Source organism: Shewanella sp. FJAT-51649 (genome assembly GCF_019457435.1).
Taxonomy (GTDB): domain Bacteria; phylum Pseudomonadota; class Gammaproteobacteria; order Enterobacterales; family Shewanellaceae; genus Shewanella; species Shewanella mangrovisoli.
Map to the genome: position 1 here is coordinate 4,259,053 of NZ_CP080411.1, position 23,661 is coordinate 4,282,713.

Annotated in this window: 22 protein-coding genes; 15 read left to right on the forward strand and 7 right to left on the reverse strand. The window is 49.0% G+C overall.

Translation table 11 applies throughout. The features are described from left to right. Positions 1-73: 73 nt before the first annotated feature. Entirely contained in the window at positions 74-286 is a 213-nt protein-coding gene (locus K0H59_RS18595; protein WP_011624237.1) for a YdcH family protein, read from the forward strand. 59 nt (positions 287-345) lie between these two features. Here the strand turns inward: K0H59_RS18595 and K0H59_RS18600 are convergent, their stop codons facing one another. Next, positions 346-1,521 carry a type III PLP-dependent enzyme gene (locus K0H59_RS18600; protein ID WP_220054000.1) on the reverse strand — a complete coding sequence of 392 codons (1,176 nt, stop codon included), beginning with the start codon at positions 1,519-1,521 and terminating at the stop codon, positions 346-348. 427 nt (positions 1,522-1,948) lie between these two features. Continuing rightward, entirely contained in the window at positions 1,949-2,428 is a 480-nt protein-coding gene (locus tag K0H59_RS18605; protein WP_220054001.1) for a hypothetical protein, read from the reverse strand. A 168-nt stretch (positions 2,429-2,596) separates the two neighbouring features. Here K0H59_RS18605 and K0H59_RS18610 point away from each other — a divergent pair, with 168 nt between their 5' ends. Together K0H59_RS18610 and K0H59_RS18615 are read left to right on the forward strand one after the other, a co-directional pair. Further along, entirely contained in the window at positions 2,597-3,433 is an 837-nt protein-coding gene (locus tag K0H59_RS18610) for a mechanosensitive ion channel family protein (RefSeq protein WP_220054002.1), read from the forward strand. Between the two features lie 117 nt (positions 3,434-3,550). Then, entirely contained in the window at positions 3,551-5,089 is a 1,539-nt protein-coding gene (locus K0H59_RS18615; protein ID WP_220054003.1) for a tetratricopeptide repeat protein, read from the forward strand. A gap of 63 nt (positions 5,090-5,152) precedes the next feature. On the opposite strand, the gene K0H59_RS18620 is transcribed toward K0H59_RS18615, so the two are convergent. Beyond that, positions 5,153-5,992, reverse strand: a complete 840-nt coding sequence (locus tag K0H59_RS18620) for a LysR family transcriptional regulator (protein WP_011718450.1) — start codon at positions 5,990-5,992, stop codon at positions 5,153-5,155. A 161-nt stretch (positions 5,993-6,153) separates the two neighbouring features. On the opposite strand from K0H59_RS18620, the gene K0H59_RS18625 reads away from it, so the two are divergent. The 5 genes from K0H59_RS18625 to K0H59_RS18645 all read left to right on the forward strand — a co-directional run bounded on the left by K0H59_RS18625 (position 6,154) and on the right by K0H59_RS18645 (position 12,504). Further along, positions 6,154-6,885, forward strand: a complete 732-nt coding sequence (locus tag K0H59_RS18625) for an SDR family oxidoreductase (RefSeq protein WP_220054004.1) — start codon at positions 6,154-6,156, stop codon at positions 6,883-6,885. A gap of 506 nt (positions 6,886-7,391) precedes the next feature. After that, positions 7,392-7,721: a c-type cytochrome gene (locus K0H59_RS18630; RefSeq protein WP_220054005.1), complete on the forward strand. Its 330-nt coding sequence runs from the start codon at positions 7,392-7,394 to the stop codon at positions 7,719-7,721. A 177-nt stretch (positions 7,722-7,898) separates the two neighbouring features. Beyond that, on the forward strand, positions 7,899-9,629 hold the full coding sequence (locus K0H59_RS18635; RefSeq protein WP_220054006.1) for a DUF3373 domain-containing protein: 1,731 nt from the start codon (positions 7,899-7,901) through the stop codon (positions 9,627-9,629). 47 nt (positions 9,630-9,676) lie between these two features. Continuing rightward, positions 9,677-11,065, forward strand: coding sequence for a tetrathionate reductase family octaheme c-type cytochrome (locus K0H59_RS18640; RefSeq protein ID WP_220054007.1), 1,389 nt, complete (start codon positions 9,677-9,679; stop codon positions 11,063-11,065). 278 nt (positions 11,066-11,343) lie between these two features. Continuing rightward, positions 11,344-12,504 carry a putative sulfate/molybdate transporter gene (locus K0H59_RS18645; protein ID WP_220055638.1) on the forward strand — a complete coding sequence of 387 codons (1,161 nt, stop codon included), beginning with the start codon at positions 11,344-11,346 and terminating at the stop codon, positions 12,502-12,504. 60 nt (positions 12,505-12,564) lie between these two features. On the opposite strand, the gene K0H59_RS18650 is transcribed toward K0H59_RS18645, so the two are convergent. The 3 genes from K0H59_RS18650 to K0H59_RS18660 are packed head-to-tail and all read right to left on the reverse strand — an operon-like array spanning position 12,565 to position 15,346. Next, a complete protein-coding gene (locus K0H59_RS18650; RefSeq protein ID WP_220054008.1) occupies positions 12,565-13,569 on the reverse strand; it encodes a polysaccharide deacetylase family protein in 1,005 nt (334 codons plus the stop codon). After that, positions 13,566-14,210: an ester cyclase gene (locus tag K0H59_RS18655; RefSeq protein WP_220054009.1), complete on the reverse strand. Its 645-nt coding sequence runs from the start codon at positions 14,208-14,210 to the stop codon at positions 13,566-13,568. The genes K0H59_RS18650 and K0H59_RS18655 overlap by 4 nt, the downstream gene beginning before the upstream one ends. After that, on the reverse strand, positions 14,210-15,346 hold the full coding sequence (locus K0H59_RS18660; RefSeq protein WP_220054010.1) for an alkene reductase: 1,137 nt from the start codon (positions 15,344-15,346) through the stop codon (positions 14,210-14,212). The genes K0H59_RS18655 and K0H59_RS18660 overlap by 1 nt, the downstream gene beginning before the upstream one ends. Positions 15,347-15,456: 110 nt before the next feature. Between K0H59_RS18660 and K0H59_RS18665 the strand changes: the two genes are divergently transcribed. Beyond that, positions 15,457-16,368: a LysR family transcriptional regulator gene (locus K0H59_RS18665; protein WP_220054011.1), complete on the forward strand. Its 912-nt coding sequence runs from the start codon at positions 15,457-15,459 to the stop codon at positions 16,366-16,368. Positions 16,369-16,428: 60 nt separating this feature from the next. On the opposite strand, the gene K0H59_RS18670 is transcribed toward K0H59_RS18665, so the two are convergent. Next, positions 16,429-18,234: a PhnD/SsuA/transferrin family substrate-binding protein gene (locus tag K0H59_RS18670; protein ID WP_258405862.1), complete on the reverse strand. Its 1,806-nt coding sequence runs from the start codon at positions 18,232-18,234 to the stop codon at positions 16,429-16,431. Positions 18,235-18,441: 207 nt separating this feature from the next. On the opposite strand from K0H59_RS18670, the gene K0H59_RS18675 reads away from it, so the two are divergent. From K0H59_RS18675 to K0H59_RS18700, 6 genes are all read left to right on the forward strand, one after another. Then, positions 18,442-19,047 carry a response regulator transcription factor gene (locus K0H59_RS18675; protein WP_220054012.1) on the forward strand — a complete coding sequence of 202 codons (606 nt, stop codon included), beginning with the start codon at positions 18,442-18,444 and terminating at the stop codon, positions 19,045-19,047. A gap of 422 nt (positions 19,048-19,469) precedes the next feature. Continuing rightward, a complete protein-coding gene (locus K0H59_RS18680) occupies positions 19,470-20,048 on the forward strand; it encodes a type II secretion system protein (RefSeq protein WP_220054013.1) in 579 nt (192 codons plus the stop codon). A 144-nt stretch (positions 20,049-20,192) separates the two neighbouring features. Then, complete coding sequence (hslV, locus tag K0H59_RS18685; protein ID WP_011073856.1) at positions 20,193-20,717, forward strand: ATP-dependent protease subunit HslV; 525 nt, start codon at positions 20,193-20,195, stop codon at positions 20,715-20,717. An 18-nt stretch (positions 20,718-20,735) separates the two neighbouring features. Beyond that, a complete protein-coding gene (gene hslU / locus K0H59_RS18690; RefSeq protein WP_088210006.1) occupies positions 20,736-22,064 on the forward strand; it encodes an ATP-dependent protease ATPase subunit HslU in 1,329 nt (442 codons plus the stop codon). Positions 22,065-22,209: 145 nt separating this feature from the next. Next, complete coding sequence (locus tag K0H59_RS18695; RefSeq protein WP_220054014.1) at positions 22,210-22,596, forward strand: gamma-butyrobetaine hydroxylase-like domain-containing protein; 387 nt, start codon at positions 22,210-22,212, stop codon at positions 22,594-22,596. A gap of 377 nt (positions 22,597-22,973) precedes the next feature. Further along, positions 22,974-23,561: a DMP19 family protein gene (locus K0H59_RS18700; RefSeq protein ID WP_220054015.1), complete on the forward strand. Its 588-nt coding sequence runs from the start codon at positions 22,974-22,976 to the stop codon at positions 23,559-23,561. Positions 23,562-23,661: the final 100 nt, after the last annotated feature.

Genomic DNA, 23,661 nt, shown 5'->3' on the forward strand with positions numbered 1-23,661 from the left:
GTTTCATCATCGTGCCTAAGGTTAGGGTTAAGACGAGACCAAAGCACGATAAAAGACGACAAGGAGAACGCCAATGTTTCCAGAATATCGAGATCTCATTACCACCTTAAAGACTCAAGATGCTCATTTTCAACGCAAATTCAACGAGCACAATCAATTAGATGAAGAAATCAAACAACTGGAAAAACGCGTTGGCAGTGATTTCAATCCCACAGTGAAAGAACTCAAAAGCAAAAAACTGCATTTAAAAGAAGAGATCTATCAAATTCTCAAATCCCACAATTAAGTGGTGACGCCAAAAACGAAGGGCGCCTAAGCGCCCTTTTTGTTGCCTTGCGGTCAAGATTACAGGTAGTAATCCTTCAGAGGTGGGAAACCGTTAAAGCACACCGCTGAATAAGTGGTGGTGTAAGCACCGGCAGTTAACCAGTACATACGGTCTCCAATCGCGAGGTCATTCGGCAGACCATAGCTGTAGTGCTCGTACATGATGTCGGCACTATCGCAAGTCGGGCCGGCGATAACACATTTATCCAACTCACCTTGTTTATGGGTGAAGATTGGGAATTTGATTGCTTCATCCATGGTTTCGATTAGACCAGAGAACTTACCCACATCGGTAAATACCCAACGCTCTAATGCAGTGTAGGATTTCTTACTGATCAGCACCACCTCAGACACCAATACCCCAGCGTTAGAGATCAGCGAGCGACCTGGCTCCAGAATGATCTGTGGCAAATCGTCACCAAAATCTTCCTTCAGGAAGTGAGTGATTTGCTCAGCATACACACCGAGTTGATTGGTTTTGTCTATATAGTTAGCAGGGAAACCGCCACCCATGTTGATCATCTTCAGGACGATATTGTGCTCATCGCGCAGACGGTCGAAGATGCTCTTCACTTTACCAATCGCCGAATCCCAAGCACCGATATCACGTTGCTGTGAACCCACGTGGAATGAAATACCAAAGGGCTCTAAGCCTAACTCCTTCGCCAGAACTAGCAGCTCATAAGCCATCTCATTTTGGCAACCAAACTTACGAGACAGTGGCCAATCGGCGGTGTCTGTACCTTCGGTCAGGATGCGCACATAGATGCGTGAACTCGGCGCTTCTTCGGCGATCATACGTAAATCGGCTTCAGAATCCGATGCATACATACGCACACCACGCTCATAAAACGCACGCACATCTTGACGCTTTTTGATGGTATTGCCATAGCTCACGCGGTCAGGCGTTACGCCCACGTTAGTGACCATATCTAATTCATAAATCGACGCAATATCGAAGTTTGACCCTTTGTTTTTCAGTAACGTCAGGATCTCAGCCGCAGGGTTTGCCTTAACTGCATAATAAACATCGGCATAAGGAAAACTATTAACCATGTCATCGTATTGTTTCGCAATGATACTGGTATCAATCACCACGAACGGGGTCGCTTTATCTTTAGCAAACTCTTCGATACGCTTGAAGGTTTGAGCATCATAATAGTCAGCAACATCAATAGATTGAAATTGGCTCATTGGGCCAGAGTCTCCTTTGGGTCAAATGGTAAAAAATTGGGTTATCTGTCTTAAAAACGTGCGCAGTAAACGCTATTTTTTTATTTTACGCAACGAATTTTTATGCTTAATAACTAACTTTTTATTCCGTGAGATTTTAAGCGATATCAAACGTAAAAAAACTGCCATCAAAACAGATGATTATGCACAAGAGCACAACAGAGAATTTTGACGTTTTTGAGGTAGGAAAAATGAATTTTTTACGACGACAATCCAAGCTTATGCAGCTGAGGATGATCTAAGGAAAAATACTGAGTAACACTCGTCGGCCGATGAGCGATTCAAGCTCAATCCACACGAGCCCAGAATCACCACTCTAAACGAGATGAAATAAGTTGAGGGGTGAGCCCTTCAACATAGCCCCTCAACATTGACCACAAAGAACGGACTATTGCGACTCGTTTAATTTCGCTAGAGCTTGGCTTAAGGCTTCACTCGACTCGAAGTAGGCGATGTCCTGAATATTGCGGTGATCCAGTAAAATCATCGTCGCCATATCTTTAGTATCGGGTAACAGGCGGCTGATCTCGCCCTCTCTGTCTAACCCAATGGCAAAGGGCAACTCCTGCATTTGCGGCACGGCGACAAATTTGGCGATCAGTGATGGCATACCACTGATATCCGCCACATAAACTAAATGCTGCGGAAACTTATCTCCCGCCAATGGCGTCAGGGTTTCTTTAATAATATCGCCGCCTTTCATACTGCGGCTAAAGAGCACCACTTTGGTGTCGTCAGTCACACTGACCGCTTGCTCGTTTTGATCCTGTAATGAAATAGGATTAATCGCATCCCCAGCAACATAGCTTGCCGCCAAGGCCATCATGGGAGTGAAAAGGAAGGACAGGCACAACAACAGCTTTCTCATAAACACTTAACTCCATTTTTGATACGGGCAATAGCATACCCGAGTCTCGCAATCGGCTCATTTAATCCGAACCATTACATGATACGCTTCACAATGCATGACGAATACTCCTTTCAAAGCAATTGTGCGTTATACTAGGGCGGTTAAATTTATTGCAAGGATATCATAATGATAACACCAGGACTCGATCAAGAATTGCAACAACTGCAGGGCGTTTACCAGCTGATCACCGAGTTTTTAGTCAATTATAGTTTCCAATTACTCGGTGCCGCGCTGGTCTTTTTGTTGGGTCTGTGGGTCGCCAGCAAAGTCTCGCGCTTAGTGGCCAAACAGTGTGAAAAACACCAAATCGACATCACCCTCAGTAACTTTGTCAGCAATCTGATCCGTATCCTGATCATTGTCATGGTGGCGATTATCGCTCTCGGCAAGATAGGCATTAGCGTCACCCCCATGGTGGCAGCCATTGGTGCGGCCTCTCTCGGCGCTGGTTTAGCCCTACAGGGCATGCTGTCGAACTATGCCGCAGGGGTCACTATTATTGTGACTCGCCCTTTTGTGGTCGGAAATACCATCGAAATCAAAGGTGAAAGTGGTGTCGTCACGCGGATTAATTTGGGGATGACGATTTTAACCAATGAGGAAGGCGAGCAAATTAGCATTCCTAACAAGCACATCGTCGGCGAGATCTTACATAACTCCTTCAGCAATAAGCTGGTCGAAACCCAATTTAACCTGAGTTATAACAACGACCCCGAGGCGGCGATAAGCCTCATCACTGAGCTGCTGAGCCAAAACCCCAATGTCAGTCAGGACACTACGCCAAATATTGGTATCAATGGTTTTAATGCCATCGGCATCGAGATTGGTGTGCGTTACTGGGTACCGACCCAAAGTTACTTCCAGCATAAATACAAGATAAATCTAGCGATTTACAACGCCCTCAAACAGGCTGGAATCGAAATGGCTTGCCCAGTGCGAGAAATTCATTTGCAAGAAAAGTAAGCGCATCCATCGAGGCGAATGACTTCAAACATCCGCCTCATCTGACACAGTTAACTTGCAATTTTGTCGGGATACGCGTTTACTGTGCAGCCCAAATATCGATAGTGATGGAATACTATGTCGTTGATACTTATCATTATAGCCTTTGTCGTTCTGTTTATTTTTTTTGCCAAATACCAAAAAAAGAAGATACAAGCCGAAGCGCTTGCCGCGGGTGAACCCTCGGCGCTACTCAATCATGGATTGACATTAATCAATCAGGGCGAAGTCAACTCAGGCCTAGACTATATTCAGCAGGCCGTTGATAAAGGCTTCGCCGTGGCCGCCATTGCCATGGCCGAGCTGTATTCGGGTCGATTCCCCCAAGTCCCCGCCGATCCCAAGGCATCTGAATATTGGTATCGAAAAGCCGCCGAGATCGATCCGCAGTATTTACCCATGCTCACCCTGACTAGCTTGGTCGCCTCTGAGGCGCAAACACCCGAGCAGTTACGCGAACAGGTAGAACAACTCAAAGCCAGTGCTGATGCGGGGCAAGTCGAGTTTCAATATGAGCTCGCCTATTTGTATCTCAGACAACCCTTTCTCGATCCCGATGCTAGCCAAGCCATTTATTGGTTCGAAAAGACAGCCGCTCAAGGAAATCAAGATGCCTATTACCACTTAGGTACCCTGTATTGGCACGATGAACGTGTCACGCCAGACTATAGCAAAGCGCGGGAATACTTTGAGAAAGCAGTCGCCGCCGGTGATGAACACGCAAAAGATAACTTAGGCCATATGCTGGCCGCAGGCCAAGGTGGCCCTAAGGATCTCGTCCGTGCCGAAGCCCTACTCAGCGAATATGCCGCAGAAAATGATTTTCGCCAGTATTACCTAGGCAAACGTTTCCTCTATGGTGAAGATTTTGCCGTCGACTACGGCAAGGCTCGCTATTGGTTAGAAAAATCCTGCGCCGCTGACAATGTTTTTGCCAAGTTAGCGCTGGCACACCTTAAACTACTCGACCCACAAACGGATGATGACTACCAGCAGGCAAGAACAGAATTCGAGACTCTGGCGTCCCAGTGGCAAGAAGAAGCCCTCTTCGGCCTAGGTAAAATCTACGAGGAAGGCTTAGGCGTCTCTCGCCAACCGATTAAAGCCTTAATGTATTACCAACTGGCGGCCATGAGCCATATCAGTGACTATCAAGACGCATATGAGAAGCTCAGTAAGCGCTTGGGCACCTTAGAGCTCCGTGAAGCCCAGAGTCTGTGTAATAACTTTCTGCATCAACACCCTATCCCCGATGAACAGCAGGCTTATTACCATCTTAACCAAGCAGAAACCTGCCGCAAGGGTGAGCATCCGAGCCGCGAAGCGCTGCAAACCGCAGAAACTTGGTACCGCAAAGCCGCTGACTTGGGCAGCCAAGATGGCATGCAGGCCCTCGTTGACATCAACCGTCATGAGTCGATTGATAAACCAGTACAAACATATATTTGGTCGAGCATATTACTGCGCAACTTTGGTCAATACGGGATGAATAGCGATCAACTATTGTATCAACAACAGGCCCTATCCCGCTTAACGGAGTCCGAGCTGTTGTATGCCCAAGATGAAATCGAGAGGATTGAAACCCAGCTAGCACCTTACCTACAGAGCAACGAATAAGGGATAAGCAGCTGATTGCTAGGGGTTAGCCGCTTGGCTAATCCCTGCACTTAAAACCACGGCTTAAGCCGTGGTTTTGCTCAAATGCCGTAGCAATGTTGCCAACGTAGGTGCAACGGTTTGATGGGATGGATAACACAAACCGATACGGCGAAACATCCGAGGCCCATCGAATTTAATCTGTTTAAGCCTAGGCTCATCTTCGATTAATCCATCGGGGAGAAAACTCACCCCAAATCCCGCCAGTACCAGTGACATCACCAAAGACTTAGATTCTGCCTTCGCCACCAAATTGAGCGACAAATTGCTGCAGGCGAGTAAGCCTATGGTTTGCTGGTGCGCCTCGCAGGGTGGGCACTCAATAAAATCGTACTGACTTAACTCTTCGGGGCGAATACTGCTAACTTGGGCCAGTGAATGCTCCCTTGGCACACATAGCACATAGTCCTCCTCCCACAGCGGAAAAAACACTTCATCCTCATGGCGTAAACTGTCTAAGGTTAATCGGCAATCCGCAGGACTTTGATAATCCACCAGCTCTAAATCTAAATGGCTAATCGCCTGATTGATTTGAGTTAATAGCCCAGCAAGGCGACGCTGACTCAGATCGGGCATCACGGCTAAGCGCAGCTTTTGCCGACTCGCTTTTGCCATAAATAGAGCGGGTAATTTACTGGCTTCCTCCACCAACTTAACCGCCAGCGGATACAGATAGTGGGCGCTATCTAGGGCTTTTACGCCTTTTTTACTGCGCTCGAATAAGGCGCCGCCAAGCTCTTCCTCTAACTGTTTAAGCCCAGCCGAGAGCGAGGGCTGGCTGACATAACAGCGCGTTGCCGCCGCCGTAATATTGTTTTCTTCATAAATCGCGATAAAAAAGCGCAATAAGCGTAAATCCACCATCTAACGTCACCCTATCAACCCAACATTCTGTCATAGGCAAAGCCTATCATATTCAGTGGAAATAAGTATTTTTCAGTCTAGAAACCGCTACTTATACTGACTCCCAAGTTAGAGATCTATCAATCCACCTTATTTACCGCGTCTAAAGATAGGAATGACAAATGACAAAAACCACTCAGTCCCTCGTTGTGATCACTGGCGCCTCATCGGGCATAGGTGCCGCCATCGCTAAACAATTTAGCGCCGCAGGACACCCACTATTACTGCTGGCACGCCGTGTAGAGCCAATGCAAGCCCTTGAGTTACCCAATAGCCTGTCCATAGGTGTCGATGTGACAGACACAGACGCCATCAAGGCCGCCATTAACCAAGCGGAAGCACAGTTTGGCCCAGTCGGTTGCCTTATCAACAACGCGGGCGTCATGCTGCTTGGGCAAATCGATACCCAAGATCCCAACGAATGGAGCCGCATGCTCAATATCAATGTGATGGGCGTGCTCAATGGTATCCATGCGGTTTTAGCCGGAATGAAGGCGCGCAAAAACGGCACCATTATCAATATCAGCTCAGTGGCGGGACGTAAGACCTTCCCCAACCATGCGGCTTATTGCGCGACTAAATTTGCCGTGCATGCCTTAACCGAAAATATCCGCGAAGAAGTCGCAATGGACGATGTACGCCTAATCACCATTGCACCGGGAGCGGTCGAGACAGAACTCTTAAGCCACACCACGGATGATGCTATCAAAGCTGGCTATCAAGATTGGAAAGTTCAAATGGGCGGCGTGATTGCCCCCGAAAACGTGGCCGCTGCTGCATTATTTGCTTGGCAACAACCACAAAATGTCTGTGTGCGTGAGATAGTGTTAGCCCCAACACGCCAACAACCTTAAGCGACTTGCTTAGCGCGACCTCGCCGGAATCATGGGTGAAACGCAGTGTGCGAGTGCCGCTGCGTTAAAAAATATAAAAATCGACCGAGCGTCCTCAACCCTAGCCACTGTACCGAATTACGCTAGATTCACACTTAAGCAAAGTGGATTTCGGGCGAAATCATTCCGAACGACTACTTTAGCGATCGTAAATTTTACAAAGTGTTAACTCGATCACTCTCATTTTTTCGTCCACTACGACTTAAAACCCTAGCTGCGACACAACAAGCTAATTTAGCAATAAAAACAAATCGTTGTTTTTGAAAATGTAAATTCCCACCCAAATCAATCCACCACCAGTCAATTAGATTTTTATCAATGAAATCTTTATCAATTAGATTTTTTTAATGGAAGTGATACACCTCAAATAAACATCCCATCACCTTTGATAAATTTATTCACAAGGTGGAAGCAATAGCCACATTCCACCAACAAAGTCATGTGAATGACAATTAAGAAAGGATGAGATGATGAAAACTTCAACTAAGATCGCAATCGCCGTCGCGCTAATCAGCAGTTTGGGACTTCAAGCCTACGCCGCCGAGGGAGGCAATCCCAAAAAGGGGAAACACCTCTATAAAAAAGAATGTAAGGCCTGCCATAGCCAAGGTAGTGAAGGTGGCGAGCTAACCCCAATGAGCAAAACCATGAGCCAGTGGGATCGCTTCTTCGACAAAGATAAACACAAACTCAAACCTGAGGTATTCAACGGCCTCACCGAGCAAGATCTCAAAGATATACAGCAATTCCTGTATGACCATGCCGCCGACTCGGAGCAACCGCAAACCTGCGGTTAATCGCTGCCGAGCCTAAATCAAAGGGATAACCACAGGCCTGCAACTGTAAGTTAACCCATTGAAATAAAACCAAGCCCAATAAGAGAAAAATGGGGAGCACACCTCAGGGCCTCCTGTTGGGTAAATTTGGCACAGGGCCTTGAGCCAGTGCCAGCGGAACACTCAGGGAGAAACCCTATGCGTACACCTACACTCATTTCGATATTGGTTGCAAATGCGCTGTTTATGTCAGGCCAAACCTTTGCCGCAGCCAATGAAACGCCAGCCGACACCCAAAAAATGGCCGAGCTGAAACAACAGCTGGCCGATATCACCGAACAGCTCGATGAACTCAATAGCCGTGTCGATAAAACCGAACGCCACACCTCGTTAGACCGCCTTGAAATCACTGGCGACTTTAGAACCAAGGCTCACTCACTGCATTACCGCGATGTCGTTTGGAACCCCGCCATTAAGGTGAACTTTAATGACTTTGGCGCCAAGGCCATGTCCGGCGCCTTTGGGATGCCAAACGATCCTAACTCGCCTCTCGGACAGATGATGCAAGCCAATCCCGATCTGGCCGCCGCCTTTCAAAATGGCATGTTACAGGGCGTCATGCCCTACGTCCTCGCACAGCAACATATCCAAGATATTGATAACGATATTTTTTACACCACTCGCCTGCGGTTAAATCTTAAGGCCAAGGTATGGGATAACGTCAGCTTTGCCGGTCGTCTGAGCATGTACAAAAACTGGGGCGACTCCACAGGCGTACAAGTGTTCGACTCCTGGCGCTCATTCACTATGGATGGCACCAGCAGCGGTAACACCAGCGGTGACTGGCTAAGGGTAGAGCGCGCCTATTTCGACTGGAAAAAAATCAATGGCTCCGAGTTTTACCTCTCGATTGGCCGCCGCCCATCCACCTATGGCCCACCAAGCCACTACCGTGAAAACGAACTGCGTGGCGGCACGCCTTCAGGCCATTTAGTCAACTTTAACTTTGATGGCGCCACCTTGGGCTACAACCTAGGGGAAATCACCGGGGTTGAAGGGCAAGTGGTTCGCTTCTGTTATGGCCAAGGCTTTGAATCCCAATGGGGTAATGGCGAAATGTTTGGCGACATAGTCACCAAGGATACCCACCTCGGCGGCTTTAATATCGATGCCATCAATGACGGCACTAACTTCCTGCAATTTACCCTGTTTGGTGCCAAAGACATCAACGACGGCTTTAAAGGCACTATGGCCTTCCCGACCCAACTGGCAGGCATTTTTGCCCCGACCATGTATCAAGATATGCAAAAGTTCGACAACTTTAACTTTGTCACCCGAGTGCAACCTAGCGGCGTCATTGGTGATATGTACCTCGGCGGTATTGGCTTTGCACGGGAAGAAGCTAACGATATCAAATGGTTTGCCTCACTAGGCTGGACGCGCGCAGAGCCAAATGGCAATGCCGGCATGTTCGGCGGCATGTTATCCGATGCGGTGTTCGAAGCAGAGCTCAACAGCACAGGCACCGAAATCATTATGGTGCCGAAAACCAGCGATGATGCCGATACCAAAGATGGTTATGGCATCTATGTAGGTATTCAAATCCCAGCGCCCTACGGCAAGTTTGGCTTGGAATATAACTACGGTTCTAAATATTGGACGCCTTTCACTCAAGCCCAAGATGACCCAATCGGTAGCAAGTTAGCCACCCGTGGCCACGTCGGCGAAGCCTATTACATCTTTGATATCAATCCCAAAATGTTTATCAAACTGGCAGGGCTCTACTACGACTACGAATACACAGGTAGCGGCACGCCTGTGGGCGCACCACAAAAAATCGATGAGGTGTTAGCGGGCTCAGCCTATTCAATGCTGCCAGTGGTCGATAAGGCCTTCGATGTGAACGCCTCGCTGACCATTAACTTCTAACCTAAATGCCATTCAGCCCTCGGTATCGCCGAGGGCGGGAGTACAGAATGAAAAAACTCATTGTTATTGCCTTAGCGGGTATGGCGTTGCAAGCGCAGGCTGCCAATCCCCATAAAGACGTTCTCAAAGGCCCCTTCGCCACAGGTTCTGAGGTCACAACTCAGTGTTTAACCTGCCACGAAGAACAAGCCACAGACATGATGAAAACCTCCCACTGGACATGGGAGTTAGAACAAAAGCTCCCCGATAGAACCGTATTACGCGGTAAGAAAAACAGTATCAATAACTTCTGTGTGTCGATTTCCAGCAACGAGCCTCGCTGCACCAGCTGCCACGCTGGTTATGGCTGGAAGGACAGTAACTTTGATTTTAAAGATAAAACCAAAGTGGACTGCCTAGTCTGCCACGACACCACAGGCACCTATGTAAAAGACCCCGCCGGTGCAGGCGAGCCCATGGCAAAACTCGATCTGGCTAAGATCGCGCAAAACGTGGGTGAACCCGTGCGGGATAACTGCGGTAGCTGCCACTTCTATGGTGGCGGTGGTGATGCGGTCAAGCACGGGGACCTCGACTCCTCCATGGCCTATCCCGATAAAGCCACCGATGTACACATGGACAGCGACGGCAATAACTTCCAATGCCAAAACTGTCATACCACTGAAAAACATCAAATCTCGGGTAATGCAATGGGGGTCTCCCCTGGCGGTATCGACCATATAGGTTGTGAGAACTGCCACGAGAGCGCGCCGCATAGCAACAAAAAGCTCAATACCCATGCCGCAACCGTGGCCTGCCAAACCTGCCATATTCCCTTCTTCGCTAAGAATGAACCCACCAAGATGCACTGGGATTGGTCAACTGCGGGTGATGATAAACCTGAGACCGTAGATCAATATGGCAAACACACCTATCAGAAGAAAAAGGGTGACTTTGTGTGGGAGAAAATGGTCAAGCCCCAGTACGCTTGGTACAACGGCACGGCTAACGCTTATATGGCGGGGGACAAGATGGACCCGAATGTCGTCACTAAGCTGACCTACCCCATGGGCGACATTAACGACGCTAAAGCCAAGATTTATCCCTTTAAGGTGCATACAGGTAAGCAGATTTACGACAAGAAACTCAATATCTTTATCACCCCAAAAACCTATGGCAAGGGCGGATATTGGAGCGAGTTTGATTGGAATTTAGCGGCGAAACTGGGTATGGAAGCAAACACTACCATGTTAGAAAAAGGCATCAAATACAGTGGTGAATATGATTTTGCTGCCACTGAAATGTGGTGGCGTATCAACCACATGGTGTCACCGAAGGAACAAGCGCTTAACTGTAATGACTGCCACAACAAAGGCACTCGCCTCGATTGGCAAGCCTTGGGCTATCAAGGCGACCCAATGAAAAACAAGCAAGGCCCTAAGCATAAACAACCATAAGCTGTTCCACTCGCTATCGCCTAACCGAACTTAAGGCATAGCGAGTATCGCTCCCCTGCAAACCTTTGAGAGCTTAGTACCCGCTGGCTAAGCTCTCTTTTTTATCAGCTATACTCTGCCAACAAAGACAAATCGCCGCAGTTAAAAAATAACACTGTCCCAGTTTGTCTCAACCTACAGGCGTGAAAAGGAGTTTGGCTCTGTTTATAAGTCAAATTAACTGATTTTTATGGCATTTATTTTGCCTAATCAGGCAATGTTCAATTGTGGCAACCTCTATGACCGCGGGCAAAACCCCAACACAGCACCCGACTCAACCGCTTAACCGTTTACTCGGTGAAACCAGCGGTGCATTCGCCGACCTAGGCACTTTTTTACCTTTAGTCTTGGGCTTAATTGCCCTAAACCAATTTTCGCCCCAAGGGATATTTTTAGGCTTTGGCTTATTCGCGATCTTAAGCGCCTTATTTTATCGCCGCCCAATTCCCGTCCAACCCATGAAGGTCATCGCCGCCCTCGTGATCGCCCAAGGCTTAACGCCCGGGATGCTGCAAGCCAGTGCCATGCTGATGGGTATCATACTGTTAATTTTGGCGTTTAGTGGCGCCATTACTTGGCTTGCCAAACAATTATCCCAAGCCGTGAGTGTCGGTATCCAGCTTGCCATTGGTCTGCAATTGATGTGGATGGGCACTAAGATGATGAGCGACTTTTGGCTGCTCGGACTCGGCGCGTTTGCCTTGCTATTTGTGAGTAAATTCTTACCGTTACGTTACCTTGCTATGCCACTGGTGATCGCAGCGGGCATGTTGTGGCAAGCCAATAACCAAACCGAAATAACTAGCAGCCTGACTATTCCCGCCTTGAGTGCCTCGCTACATTTGGCTTGGCCTAGCCTCAATGAGTGGAGCTCGGCGGCGATTTTACTGGTGTTGCCGCAGCTCGCCCTCACCTTAACCAATGCGGTGATAGCTACCTCGGCCATGGCGCAGGAAAAATTCCCCGAAGACGCCGCCAAACTCACGCCCAAAAACTTGGCCATTAGCTCTGGACTTGCCAATTTGTTACTCGCGCCTTTTGGGGCGGCGGCCATGTGCCATGGCGCGGGAGGCCTTGCGGTGCAATACCACTTTGGCGCACGCACTCACCTCGCGCCATTAATCTTCGGTGGTACTTGTTTGGTTATTGCCCTGTTTTGGGATAGCCAAATTGCGTGGTTGCTAGGGCTTATCCCTGTGGCGATTCTCGGCAGTTTGCTGTCCATCGGTGGTTTGCAACTGGCGTGGTCAAAACGCCTTATCGATGGTAAACCCTTCTGTATCTCTGTGATCCTCGCAACCGCAGTCACTTGCTTGGCTGTCAACGCCGCCGCAGGGCTGGCTGTTGGGATTCTTCTCGAGCAGGGTCGCCGCACTTGGGCCATGCTCGCCATGCGTTAAGCACCGATATATCCAAGAAAGTAAAAAACACAGCACCTCCCTGTGCTGTGTTTTTATCTCTTAAAATGTTCTTGCAGGATTGGTGGGCGTATCCTTTTGTGCCAGCGCCCATTTCGCTATTACATCCTTACGCATAAAACCTACTTTTGCGTGTTCCTTAGCATATTGAATAAACTTGTCTAAGGCATTGGCAAGACCAGGCGTCCCCCCGATACGGTCGTGCACACTAATCGACATCATTCGCCGCTGGGATGCGCCTTCCTGATAGAGCATATCGAATTCATCTTTAAGCTCCTGTAAGAAGGCGGCAGCCGTCATCGCAGTATTGCCACCAAAGCGACCTATATCATTGTTACGTAAGGTATAAGGCACCACGGCAAACGGTTTACCCTGCACAAGAATAATCGAAGGCTCATCCCTTGATAAATCATCAATATGATAAATAAAGCCTAGATCCTGCAGGATATTTAAGGTTTGGGTGCTGTGACGCATCCAAAACGCATTAAAGCCTATGGGACGCTGGCCGGTGATTTTTTCTAAGGTATTGATACTCTGGATGTAAGAATCACGCTCCTGCGCTGGCGACATACTGTATTGTGGCGTCCAGGTCTGCCCATGGCCTGAAATCTCATGGCCTTCATCCGCCACTTGTTTTGTCAGCAATGGATGTAATTCGGCGGCGCGGCCCACCATGTGGGATGTCACCTGAATATTGTGCTTACGCCATAAACGTAGCAAACGCGGTATTCCCTCATTCATCCCGTAGTCGTACCAACTGGGGGTAATAGTATCTGGATAACCCTGCTCCATTGGTGGAAACGGACCTTCGGCGTTTTTATCCTGCGCGCCAGCCTCAAACTGCATGGATATAGAGATCACCAGTTGTTCGCCATTAGGCCAAAAACGCTTATCCATACTCCCTCCAACAGAAGTTTGTGTTTGCTCATCGACCGCCGCTAAGCCCGGAACTCCGATTGAAAAGGCTGACTGACTTAGCCCTACACCTGCAATCAAGGCACCGCCCGCCTGTAAACTGGTCTTTAAAAATTGTCGACGTGGGTTCATGACTTGACTCCTGTGGCCACAGCTTTAGCGGCAAGCTGGCTAAATAGCGTTTGATAATCCTCAAGGTGCCAGTTATCTGTGATAAAACCCTCACGAACTCGGTACATATCTACGGCGCGAAAATCAATTTTTTGCCCTTGTCCACGCTGTTCACCAAAGACACCGGTAAAATGGCCATTAAAGCGTAGCCTTACAACCGCACGGTCACCAACCACCAGCAGATGCTCAACGGTTACAGAGAGATCGGGCACCGCCGTCCTAAAGGTTTTAGAGGCCTCGAGCGGACCAGTAATCCCCTGTGCACGACCTTCTGGCAAGGTGCGATCAATAAAACCGGTCGCTAATGCCCAGCGGGCAAATGTTGGGTCGCCGGTATCCCAAAAACTAGCGTATAACAAGGCGGCGTGGGCAATAGATTCAGCCTGTGGCGAACCATCGCTGATCCGCTCCATTGCCGTCACCTTAGGAGTAAGGGCTGCTTTGACATCAACACTGGCTTGGGTAGAACCTCCTTGAGCGGCAAACGCCGCCAAGCTAAGACTTGCAAGCGCAAAGCCAAAAATAGCTAAACCGAGTAATCCTGAGCTCCATAAACCGACTTTTATCCAAGGCGCAACGGCGCAATAAGTACGATACTGCATTATGCCACCTCATCATCGCTAGAGCGGACCACAGCTCGTAGCGCCGCTTGATAACTTGGATAATCCGTATATCCAGCCGCATTGCCACCAAATAATGGCCCCTTATCGAAGGGTGATAGGGGTAATTGATTGGCTAATCGATAGGGCAGATCGGGGTTAGCGATAAAGGGGCGACCAAAGGCCACTAAGTCGGCATAACCTTTTTCGATAACCTCATTGGCACGCTCGACATCGTAACGACCCGCCACAATAATGCTGCCTTTAAACACTTTGCGTAGCTCGATTCTGAAGGACTCAGGCACTTGCGGCGCATCGTCCCAATCGGCTTCCGACAAGTGCAAATACGCTACGCCCAACGCCGATAAATGCTTAGCGGCTAACAGGATAGTATCGACTATCTCAGGGCAAGCCATATCCTTAAAAGTCACATAGGGTGCGAGGCGAACGCCTACTTTATCGGCGCCAATCTTGGCACTGACTGCTTCAACCACTTCCAATAAAAAGCGAATACGTTTTTCAGGCGTGCCGCCATAGGCATCGGTTCTATAGTTAGAATTCGTTCGCAGAAATTGGTCGATGAGGTAACCATTACCACCGTGGATTTCGATACCATCGAAACCCGCGGCAACGGCATTTGCCCCTGCGTTAGCAAAGTCGGCGACCACGCGGTCGATATCCGCTTGGGTCATTTCCCTCGGCTCGGGGCAGTCCACCATTTGTCCCTCTGGATGCTGCTCATCAACAATCCACACCTTAGTGCCTACAGGGGTAATCGCCGAAGGCGCAATAGGCGCCCCGCCCTGCTGAAAAATCGGATGGGACACTCGGCCCACATGCCAGATTTGATTAAAGATTTTGCCACCCGCTTGATGAACCGCCGCAGTGACTTTTTGCCAGCCGTCAATTTGTGCCTCGGTATAAACGCCGGGGGTAAAAGAGTAGCCTTGGCTGTCGTCCGAAATTTGGGTCGCTTCGGTGATGATCAGACCTGCCGACGCACGCTGGGCGTAATATTGCGCCATTAAGTCGTTGGGAATATTCCCAGGCTGCGTGGTACGCGCCCGTGTCATCGGCGCCATCACGATACGATTTTGCAGTGTCAGTGCCGCTGACTCATAGGCTGTAAATAAACTCATATGCACTCCGAACCATAAATGAAGTTTGAATATCTGAGTGCAATAGTGCATTAATTAATATATATTGATAATCAGCTAAATATTTAAATCATTTTCAAAAATAATTTGATATGTACCATATAAACGATCTGCAACTCGCCCTGCGTATCGCGGCGCTCGAAAGCCTGTCCGCCGCCAGTAAAGAGGTTGGTATGACGCCCGCCGCCGCCAGCGCCGCCCTACAACGGCTGGAAAAAAAGCTAGGTTGTCAGCTGTTTGCGCGCTCGACACGGCGATTGCAGCTCACGGAAGAAGGGCGGATTTTTCTCGATGCCGCTAAACCTGCTCTGGTCTTACTCGAAACTGCTTCCGCCAATTTGGCCGAACATAGGGGCGAGCTGAAAGGTGAAGTACGCATTGCCCTGCCCTCTGATATAGGTCGCAGCCGGATCCGCGGTTGGTTAGATGAACTGATGGATAGCGCGCCAGATCTGTCGATCCAACTCTATTTTGGCGACCATATGGCGGATCTTATCGATCAAAATATCCATTTAGCCCTGCGCTATGGTCAGCTTGAAGATTCCAATTTAAAGCGTCGCCAACTGTCGATGACGCCAAGAGTGCTCGTTGCCTCCCCCGCTTATCTTGCTCAACATGGTGAGCCGCAAACACTGAACGAACTGAGTCAGCACCAAGTGTTGATTTTAAATCGTGGCGGTGAACCGTGGCAGAAGTGGAAATTTAGCCATAATGGTGAAGCCGTAGAGATTGAAGTGAGAGGAAAACGCTTTTGTAACGATGGCGCCGTAGTACGCGATTGGGCGCTGGCGGGGCGAGGTATCGCCTATAAGAGCTGGCTCGATGTGGCGCAGGATGTCACCGAAGGCAGGCTAAAGCTTATCTTAGCCGATAAACTCGCGCCTGCGGTGCCACTGCAATTGGTCTACCTGCAAACCGACTACCCGAGCCATAAAATACGCCGCACTATTGAGTTTTTAGCGCAAAAGCTGCAGCAATTTAGCTTGGAATATCCCGCACCTTAGAGGCAACTTGGCTGATTACAACCACAGCGACTCAATCGTTCAGGTTATTAAAGGGAAATACTAGCCTTTAGGCAGCACCACAGTTACCACACAACCCTGTTGCCAAGGCAATCTGGCATGTGTCGATTGCTGACAATTTTCAATTTGAATACTGCCATGGTGGCGGCTAACGACATCCTTACAAATCGCTAAGCCCAAACCGAGTCCCGCATCTTTGGTGGAGGCAAATGAGACCATTAACTCGCTGGCTTGGCGCTGTAAACCTTCGCCATTATCTATGACTAATACTTTGATTTCACTAGAGTGATAATAGATCTCAATCCTTAGCTGCCGTGCACGGTTATCCTTGCAGGCCTCCAGCGCATCGAGACTGTTTTTCACTAGGTTGACCCACATTTGGCTGAGGCCAACACTGTCGCCCATCAACTCAAAGGGATGACCTTCGACTTGTAGTGTCACTTGTACCTCGGCGCGGTCTAACTCACGTCGTAGCAGAGCGAGGGCTTCTTTGACTACTAAGGTGACATTCAGCGATTCAGCCTTGGCCTGACGGCGCTTAAGCAAACCGCGAATACGGTGCACAACCGCTCCGGCCCGTATCGATTGCGCGTTGATTTTACCCAAAATATCGTAAAGTTCAGGATTATCCTGCCCCAGCCTTTCTAGCTGTATCATGGCGCCTTCACTGTATTGAGTAATGGCGGCTATGGGTTGATTTAACTCATGGGCCAACCCTGCGCCAATCTCCCCGAGAATCGCCGCACTCTGCAACCGCTCTAGTTGCAAGGCTTTATCCTTTAACTGCCGCTCGGTGCTGACCAAAAACTCACTCTTTTGGCGAAATTTATACTCGAGCCACAGGTGATAAATGGTCGATACGATAAAGATCAGCAGCAATACCCCACCCCACTCTTTATTTTTCTCCATCCATTTATAGACGGTTTGATAGAGAGGTGGGGCTGCGCCTTGCAGCTGCAATTCTTTAAATAATTCAATCACCTTTAGCTGACTCACCGGCGCGGTCCAACCTAAGGTGTCGGCGGTAATCGCCGCCACATGGTCGGCGGGCAAGTCAAACAGAGCGCGGGTAATTTGCATGGTAATGCGCGGCGATACGGTATCCGCCGCCGCAAACGACCAATTAGGATAAAGCTGGGTACTCACCTCGCAGTCATAACCGGGGGGATTGGTTGGATGAATAACCCGATAATCGGCCTGATTGATAAGTCCAGTTTCAATCATCTCCTCTAAGGTACAAAAAGGCGCAATGGCAGCGTCGGCATTGCCATCGCGCACCTGGTAGATTAACGGCTCGAGGGGAAAGCCTAAGAATCGCACATCACCGAAAAACTGCTCCGGCAGATAACCCATTTTATGCAGCAGTCCCATCGCCGCCTGATAGCCACCAAGTGCCTGCGGATCGCTGGCGACTACATTCTTACCCCGTAAATCCTGCAAACTGCGGATTGGACTATCGGCACGCACAATAATGGTCGCGCCAATGGTAAAAGTGCTGCCCTGATGCTTACGACTCTTCATGGTCGCCAACCACGAGAGCGGAAAGTTATTACTCAAGTGCAGATACTGGCCAGGGTTAGTCACAATAAATTGCAAGTCGTGGCTAAGTAACTGGCTACGCATGCCATTAAAATCCACTGGCACCACTTCGAAACGGCTATTAGGGACTTTTTCGCTGAGATAATCCATCATTGGCTGCCAGCGTTGTTTCGCCTGTAACACGCCATGATTGGCCAGCACCCCCACTTTAAATTCATTGAGGGTAATGTCCTCATCGGCATAGGACAAATTGAGCCCCATTAGACTCAAGATGCAACTCAATACTAGCGCCCTACACCAAGTTACCATTGCTATTGCCTTGTCTTATATGCCTTTGTCTTCGGGACACTCTATAAGCTCGGCAAAAATTAAGCTGTGAATAACGCCAAACTCTCGGCTCCAGCCCATGGGATTCGGCTAATTTAGTGATACACCTCCCAAGACCTCGGCTTAAAATTGAGCCAGCCCTCCGGCAGACTTAAGCTAATGGAGTAACAAACCACCGCAAGGGAAACCATGTCCACCAAGCTGCCACTGTATTTAGTCGATGATGATGAGGCGATTCTCGATTCCTTAGGCTTTATGCTCGGACAATTTGGCTATCAAGTACAAACCTTTAGCAGTGGTCGGGATTTTTTAGCCCAATGTCAATTAACCCAGGCGGGCTGCGTGATTTTAGATAGTCGAATGCCGGAGATCACTGGCCAAGAAGTCCAACAAAAATTGCTCGAGACCCAAAGTCCGCTAGGGGTGATCTTTCTCACGGGCCATGGGGATTTACCTATGGCATTAAGCGCCTTCCGCAAAGGTGCCTGCGACTTTTTTCAAAAACCCGTGTCCGGCAAAGCTTTAGTTCAAGCGATTGAAAAAGCACATAAAGAAAGCCAAGCCAATTTTGAGCAACAGCATCTGCAGCAAAAATTTGCCCAACTGACCGAGCGCGAACAACAAGTATTAGCCCATGTGGTTCAAGGCATGACCAATAAACAGATCTCCGAAGCCATGTACTTATCCCTAAGAACCATCGAAGTCCATCGCGCTAAGATTATGAAAAAGCTCGAAGTTAGCAATATGGCAGAACTGGTACAGCATTTAGCACACCTCAATGCCCTATTGCCCTAGCCACAACGAACCTCGTAAGCCTGACTTACCGACTGTAGCACTCGATAAATCATCTTTTCCTTAGCTAAAGAGACACAAAACAGCCCCCTGCGACAAGCTGTCGCAGTTTGTCACTTTGGCTTTGTCGCTTAAGCAATAAACTGCCACACTCGGCTTAGGTTCTCTCCTTTATGTCCCGTAGGCATTAAAGATCCACTGCTTTAGAACCTTCCCCCGAGAACGGCCAGTGTTCTCGGGGCTTTTTTATTTCCCCATTCTGTTCATATTCCCGTTAAGTCATTGCTCAATCAAAGAATACGACGAAAGATTTAGCCTGAGGCTAATGTAAACCTTATGTTGCTAATTTAAATACTATCAATAGCTTAATGATCATCTATCAAAGATGCGTTAGAATATCGCCATCTTAGCAACAGGTAAGCAGTATGAGCCGTCTACACACATTTAAGGGATTTACCCTAATCGAACTGGTGGTCGTTATCATCATCTTAGGGATTCTTGCCGTGGTCGCGGCCCCTCGTTTTATGAATCTGAGCCAAGACGCCCACGATGCGCGAGCCAAAGCCGCCTTCGCCGCTTTTACCTCTGGCGTAAAGCTGTATCACAGTTGCTGGCTTGCGGGCGGGCACTCGGGTTATACCCAAGATCTTGCTTGCTATGGTGATGGCACAGTTGACTCCACCACTACCGGCTTTCCCCTCGGAAAAGACACAGCCCAAAGCAGCAACCAAGGCACGCAATTACAAGGCGCTTTCTGCGGTGAGCTGTGGCAATCCTTACTCGATAATCCGGACGCCGTCCTCGCCACTCACTTCGATTGGCAAGCAACCCCCAATGTCGATATCGTCTATTGGTATAGCGGCGGCGCGATAACTGACTCTAACACTTATTGTTACTTTAACTATGTGTCGGATGATCGCCGCCTTGGCAGCGAGAATTGGGAACTAAAATACTATCCCCTCGATGGCCGCACGGTTGTCGGCCGCTCGACCTTATCGCAGTAATACCCTACATCAGCCACAGGGCATAAAATCCCTAACGCCCTGTGGCTTTTTCCGCTTTCACTTGAAATCTGACCATCCATCCCCATATCTATTCCATCATCCACCGCAGGATTTTCATTGCGGGCAAGAGAAGAGGATTCAAAAGTGACCACTATCGTATCAGTACGCCGTAATAACCAAGTTGTCATCGCCGGCGATGGCCAAGTCTCCCTAGGCAATACCGTCATGAAAGGTAACGCCAAGAAAGTGCGTCGCTTATATCACAACAAAGTGTTGGCAGGTTTTGCTGGCGGCACGGCCGACGCTTTTACCCTATTTGAGCGTTTCGAGTCCAAACTAGAGATGCACCAAGGCCATCTATTACGATCGGCCGTTGAACTGGCCAAAGATTGGCGTACCGACCGCATGCTGCGCAAACTCGAGGCAATGCTTGTGGTCGCCGATGCCGAAGCGTCACTGATCATCACAGGTAATGGTGACGTAGTGCAGCCTGAACATGATTTAGTCGCCATTGGCTCGGGCGGTAACTATGCCCAAGCGGCGGCGTTAGCCCTGCTACAAAATACCGAATTATCGGCGCTGGAAATTGCAGAAAAGTCGTTGACTATTGCAGGCGATATCTGCGTATTCACCAATCAATTCAAGACAATTGAAGAACTTAACTACTAACAGCCCGTGAGGAATATTATGTCTGAAATGACCCCCCGTGAGATTGTCCACGAGCTGGATGCCCATATTATCGGCCAGAAAAAGGCCAAACGTTCCGTCGCCGTCGCCCTGCGTAACCGCTGGCGCCGCATGCAATTGGATGCTGATTTCCGTCAAGAAGTCACCCCAAAAAACATTCTGATGATTGGCCCAACCGGCGTAGGTAAAACCGAAATCGCCCGTCGTTTGGCAAAGCTTGCCAACGCGCCGTTCATCAAGGTTGAAGCCACTAAGTTCACCGAAGTGGGTTATGTGGGTAAAGAAGTCGAGCAAATCATCCGTGATTTAACCGACATCGCCATCAAGCTGACCCGCGAGCAGCAAATGGGCAAATGCCGCCAACGCGCCGAAGAACATGCCGAAGAGCGTATTCTCGATGCCCTGCTGCCCAAGCCGAAAAACGAGTGGGACAACACCGACAGCGATACCAGCTCCAATACCCGTCAAATCTTCCGCAAAAAGCTGCGCGAAGGCCAGTTAGATGACAAAGAAATCGATATCGATGTGGCCCAGCCACAAGTAGGTATCGAAATCATGTCGCCACCCGGCATGGAAGAAATGACCAACCAACTGCAAAGCCTGTTTAAAAACATGGGCCAAGCCCCGGCCAAACGTCGCAAAATGAAGATCAAAGAAGCCTTTAAGCTGTTGATCGAAGAAGAAGCGGCCAAGCTGGTTAATCAGGAAGATTTAAAAGAGCAAGCCATTGAATTGGTTGAGCAGCACGGTATCGTGTTCCTCGACGAAATCGACAAGATCTGTAAGCGTGGCGAAACCTCAGGCCCAGACGTATCCCGCGAAGGCGTACAGCGCGACCTGTTGCCTTTAGTTGAAGGCTGCACTGTCACTACTAAACACGGCATGGTGAAAACCGACCATATTCTGTTTATCGCTTCGGGCGCGTTCCAAATGGCAAAACCCTCGGATTTAATCCCCGAGCTACAAGGCCGTTTACCGATCCGCGTTGAGCTAGATGCGTTATCAGCCGATGATTTTAAACGCATTTTAACTGAGCCACACGCCTCACTGACCGAGCAATATATCGCGCTGATGGCCACCGAAGGCGTGACCATTGAGTTTGCCGAGTCGGGCATCGAGAGCATTGCCAAGGCGGCATGGCAAGTGAACGAGCGCACCGAAAACATTGGTGCCCGTCGTCTACATACCGTAATGGAAAAGCTGATGGAAGATATCTCCTATGAGGCTTCCGACAAGTCTGGCAGTTCATTTGTGATTGATGCCGATTATGTGAGTGCTCACTTAGATAATCTGGTTCAAGACGAAGACTTAAGCCGCTTTATCCTGTAACTAGGGCTGTTATCCAAGCCCGCAATGTTCGTTCCGAACATTGAGTGCAAAATTGTGGCTGTGGCTAAGGCTTACACTTTGTAACCTTAGCCACAAATTGTTATGTTACAGCTTGTCCATTCCCCGTATTTTCTTGGCACTACCTATGACCACTAGCACACCCAATGTCACCGCTCTTAAGCTCAAGCGTAAATCGCGCATTTTAGAAATCAGCTTCGATAACGGCGAGCAGTATCAACTCAGCTGTGAGATGTTACGTGTCTACTCCCCCTCCGCCGAAGTGCATGGTCACGGTAACCCTAAGCTGGTCACCCACAAGAAAAATGTGAATATAAGCAGCATCGAACCCGTAGGTAACTACGCAGTTAAAATCGTCTTCGACGATGGCCACGATACTGGGCTGTTCTCCTGGCAAGTGCTTTACGACCTCGCCACCCACCAAGTGGAACTATGGGAAAAGTACTTAGCTCGCCTGCGAGCCGAAAAGGCCTCACGCGAACCGCTGATCGCAATGAATATAAAGTACAACTAATCGAATTAAAGTCGTGGGGCTTCACCCCACACCCGACCAAGGAGGACTGCTCGTCCTATCCTCCTTGGATGCTCCAAGACGCCCCAACGGAGTTGAAAGCCCCTTGGGCTCATTGCCAAATTTGCTATCGCTTCCGAAGGATGCGTCCCTGCACCTGCGAAAGCTAGCTCGCCATCCATGGCGAGACTCACGCAATTTGTCTATTCGCCCTGCGGCAACTCCGAGGGGGAAGTGAATTCTGTAACTTCGGTGTTGGCCGTTAACCTCAAGAGAGTCATCGGTATTGCAAAATTTAACAATGGGTGTCTCGATTCATTCCATGGGTAGTTTATGAATCTGTTACTTCTCTTGCTGACCTGAGTATCTAAGGAAAGATAATGTCGGAAAAAGTCCCCTGCACAGCCTGCCAAACCTTAATCATGCCCAGCACCGCTGAGCGCAATGCGGGCTTATGTATGCCCTGCAAAAATGGCAATCGTGAAAATATCGAACAGGCAAAAGCCTATTACCAAAAGGAGCGGGAATTAGATAAAACCTGCCCTTTTAGAGCCCTGTGGCGAGAAATAGTGGTGCGGGTGCACGACGATAAACAGGGCTTTCACACGCTAAGCGAAGCGGCGCAGCACTATTACGCAGTCAATTGTCTCTCAGGCGAAGTCTACAACGGTGGCTTTATCCAGTATTTCGATAACTCATCGGGCGAGCATTATGCTGTTGCCGAGCGCGGCCTTCAGCAAATTGGCGCTGTGCACTCGTTAGCCCTACTACAACAGGCTAAACAGGCGGTATTTGGCGATCATCCCGTCCCAACTGACAGAGACCAACGCCTCGCCGCAACCGATAATCCAGTAGCCGAAGCCCGACTAAATCAACTCGATGATGAGTTTTATAAAGACTTGGATAATCTTGATATCAAGCTAGAGAGCTATGCAATACAAACTGGATTGGTAGTATCGAGCCGATAAATATTCTATTTATCGCAATAACACTTAACGTCGTGGGGCTTCACCCCACACCCGACCAAGGAGAACTGCTCGTCCTATCCTCCTTGGATGCTCCATGACG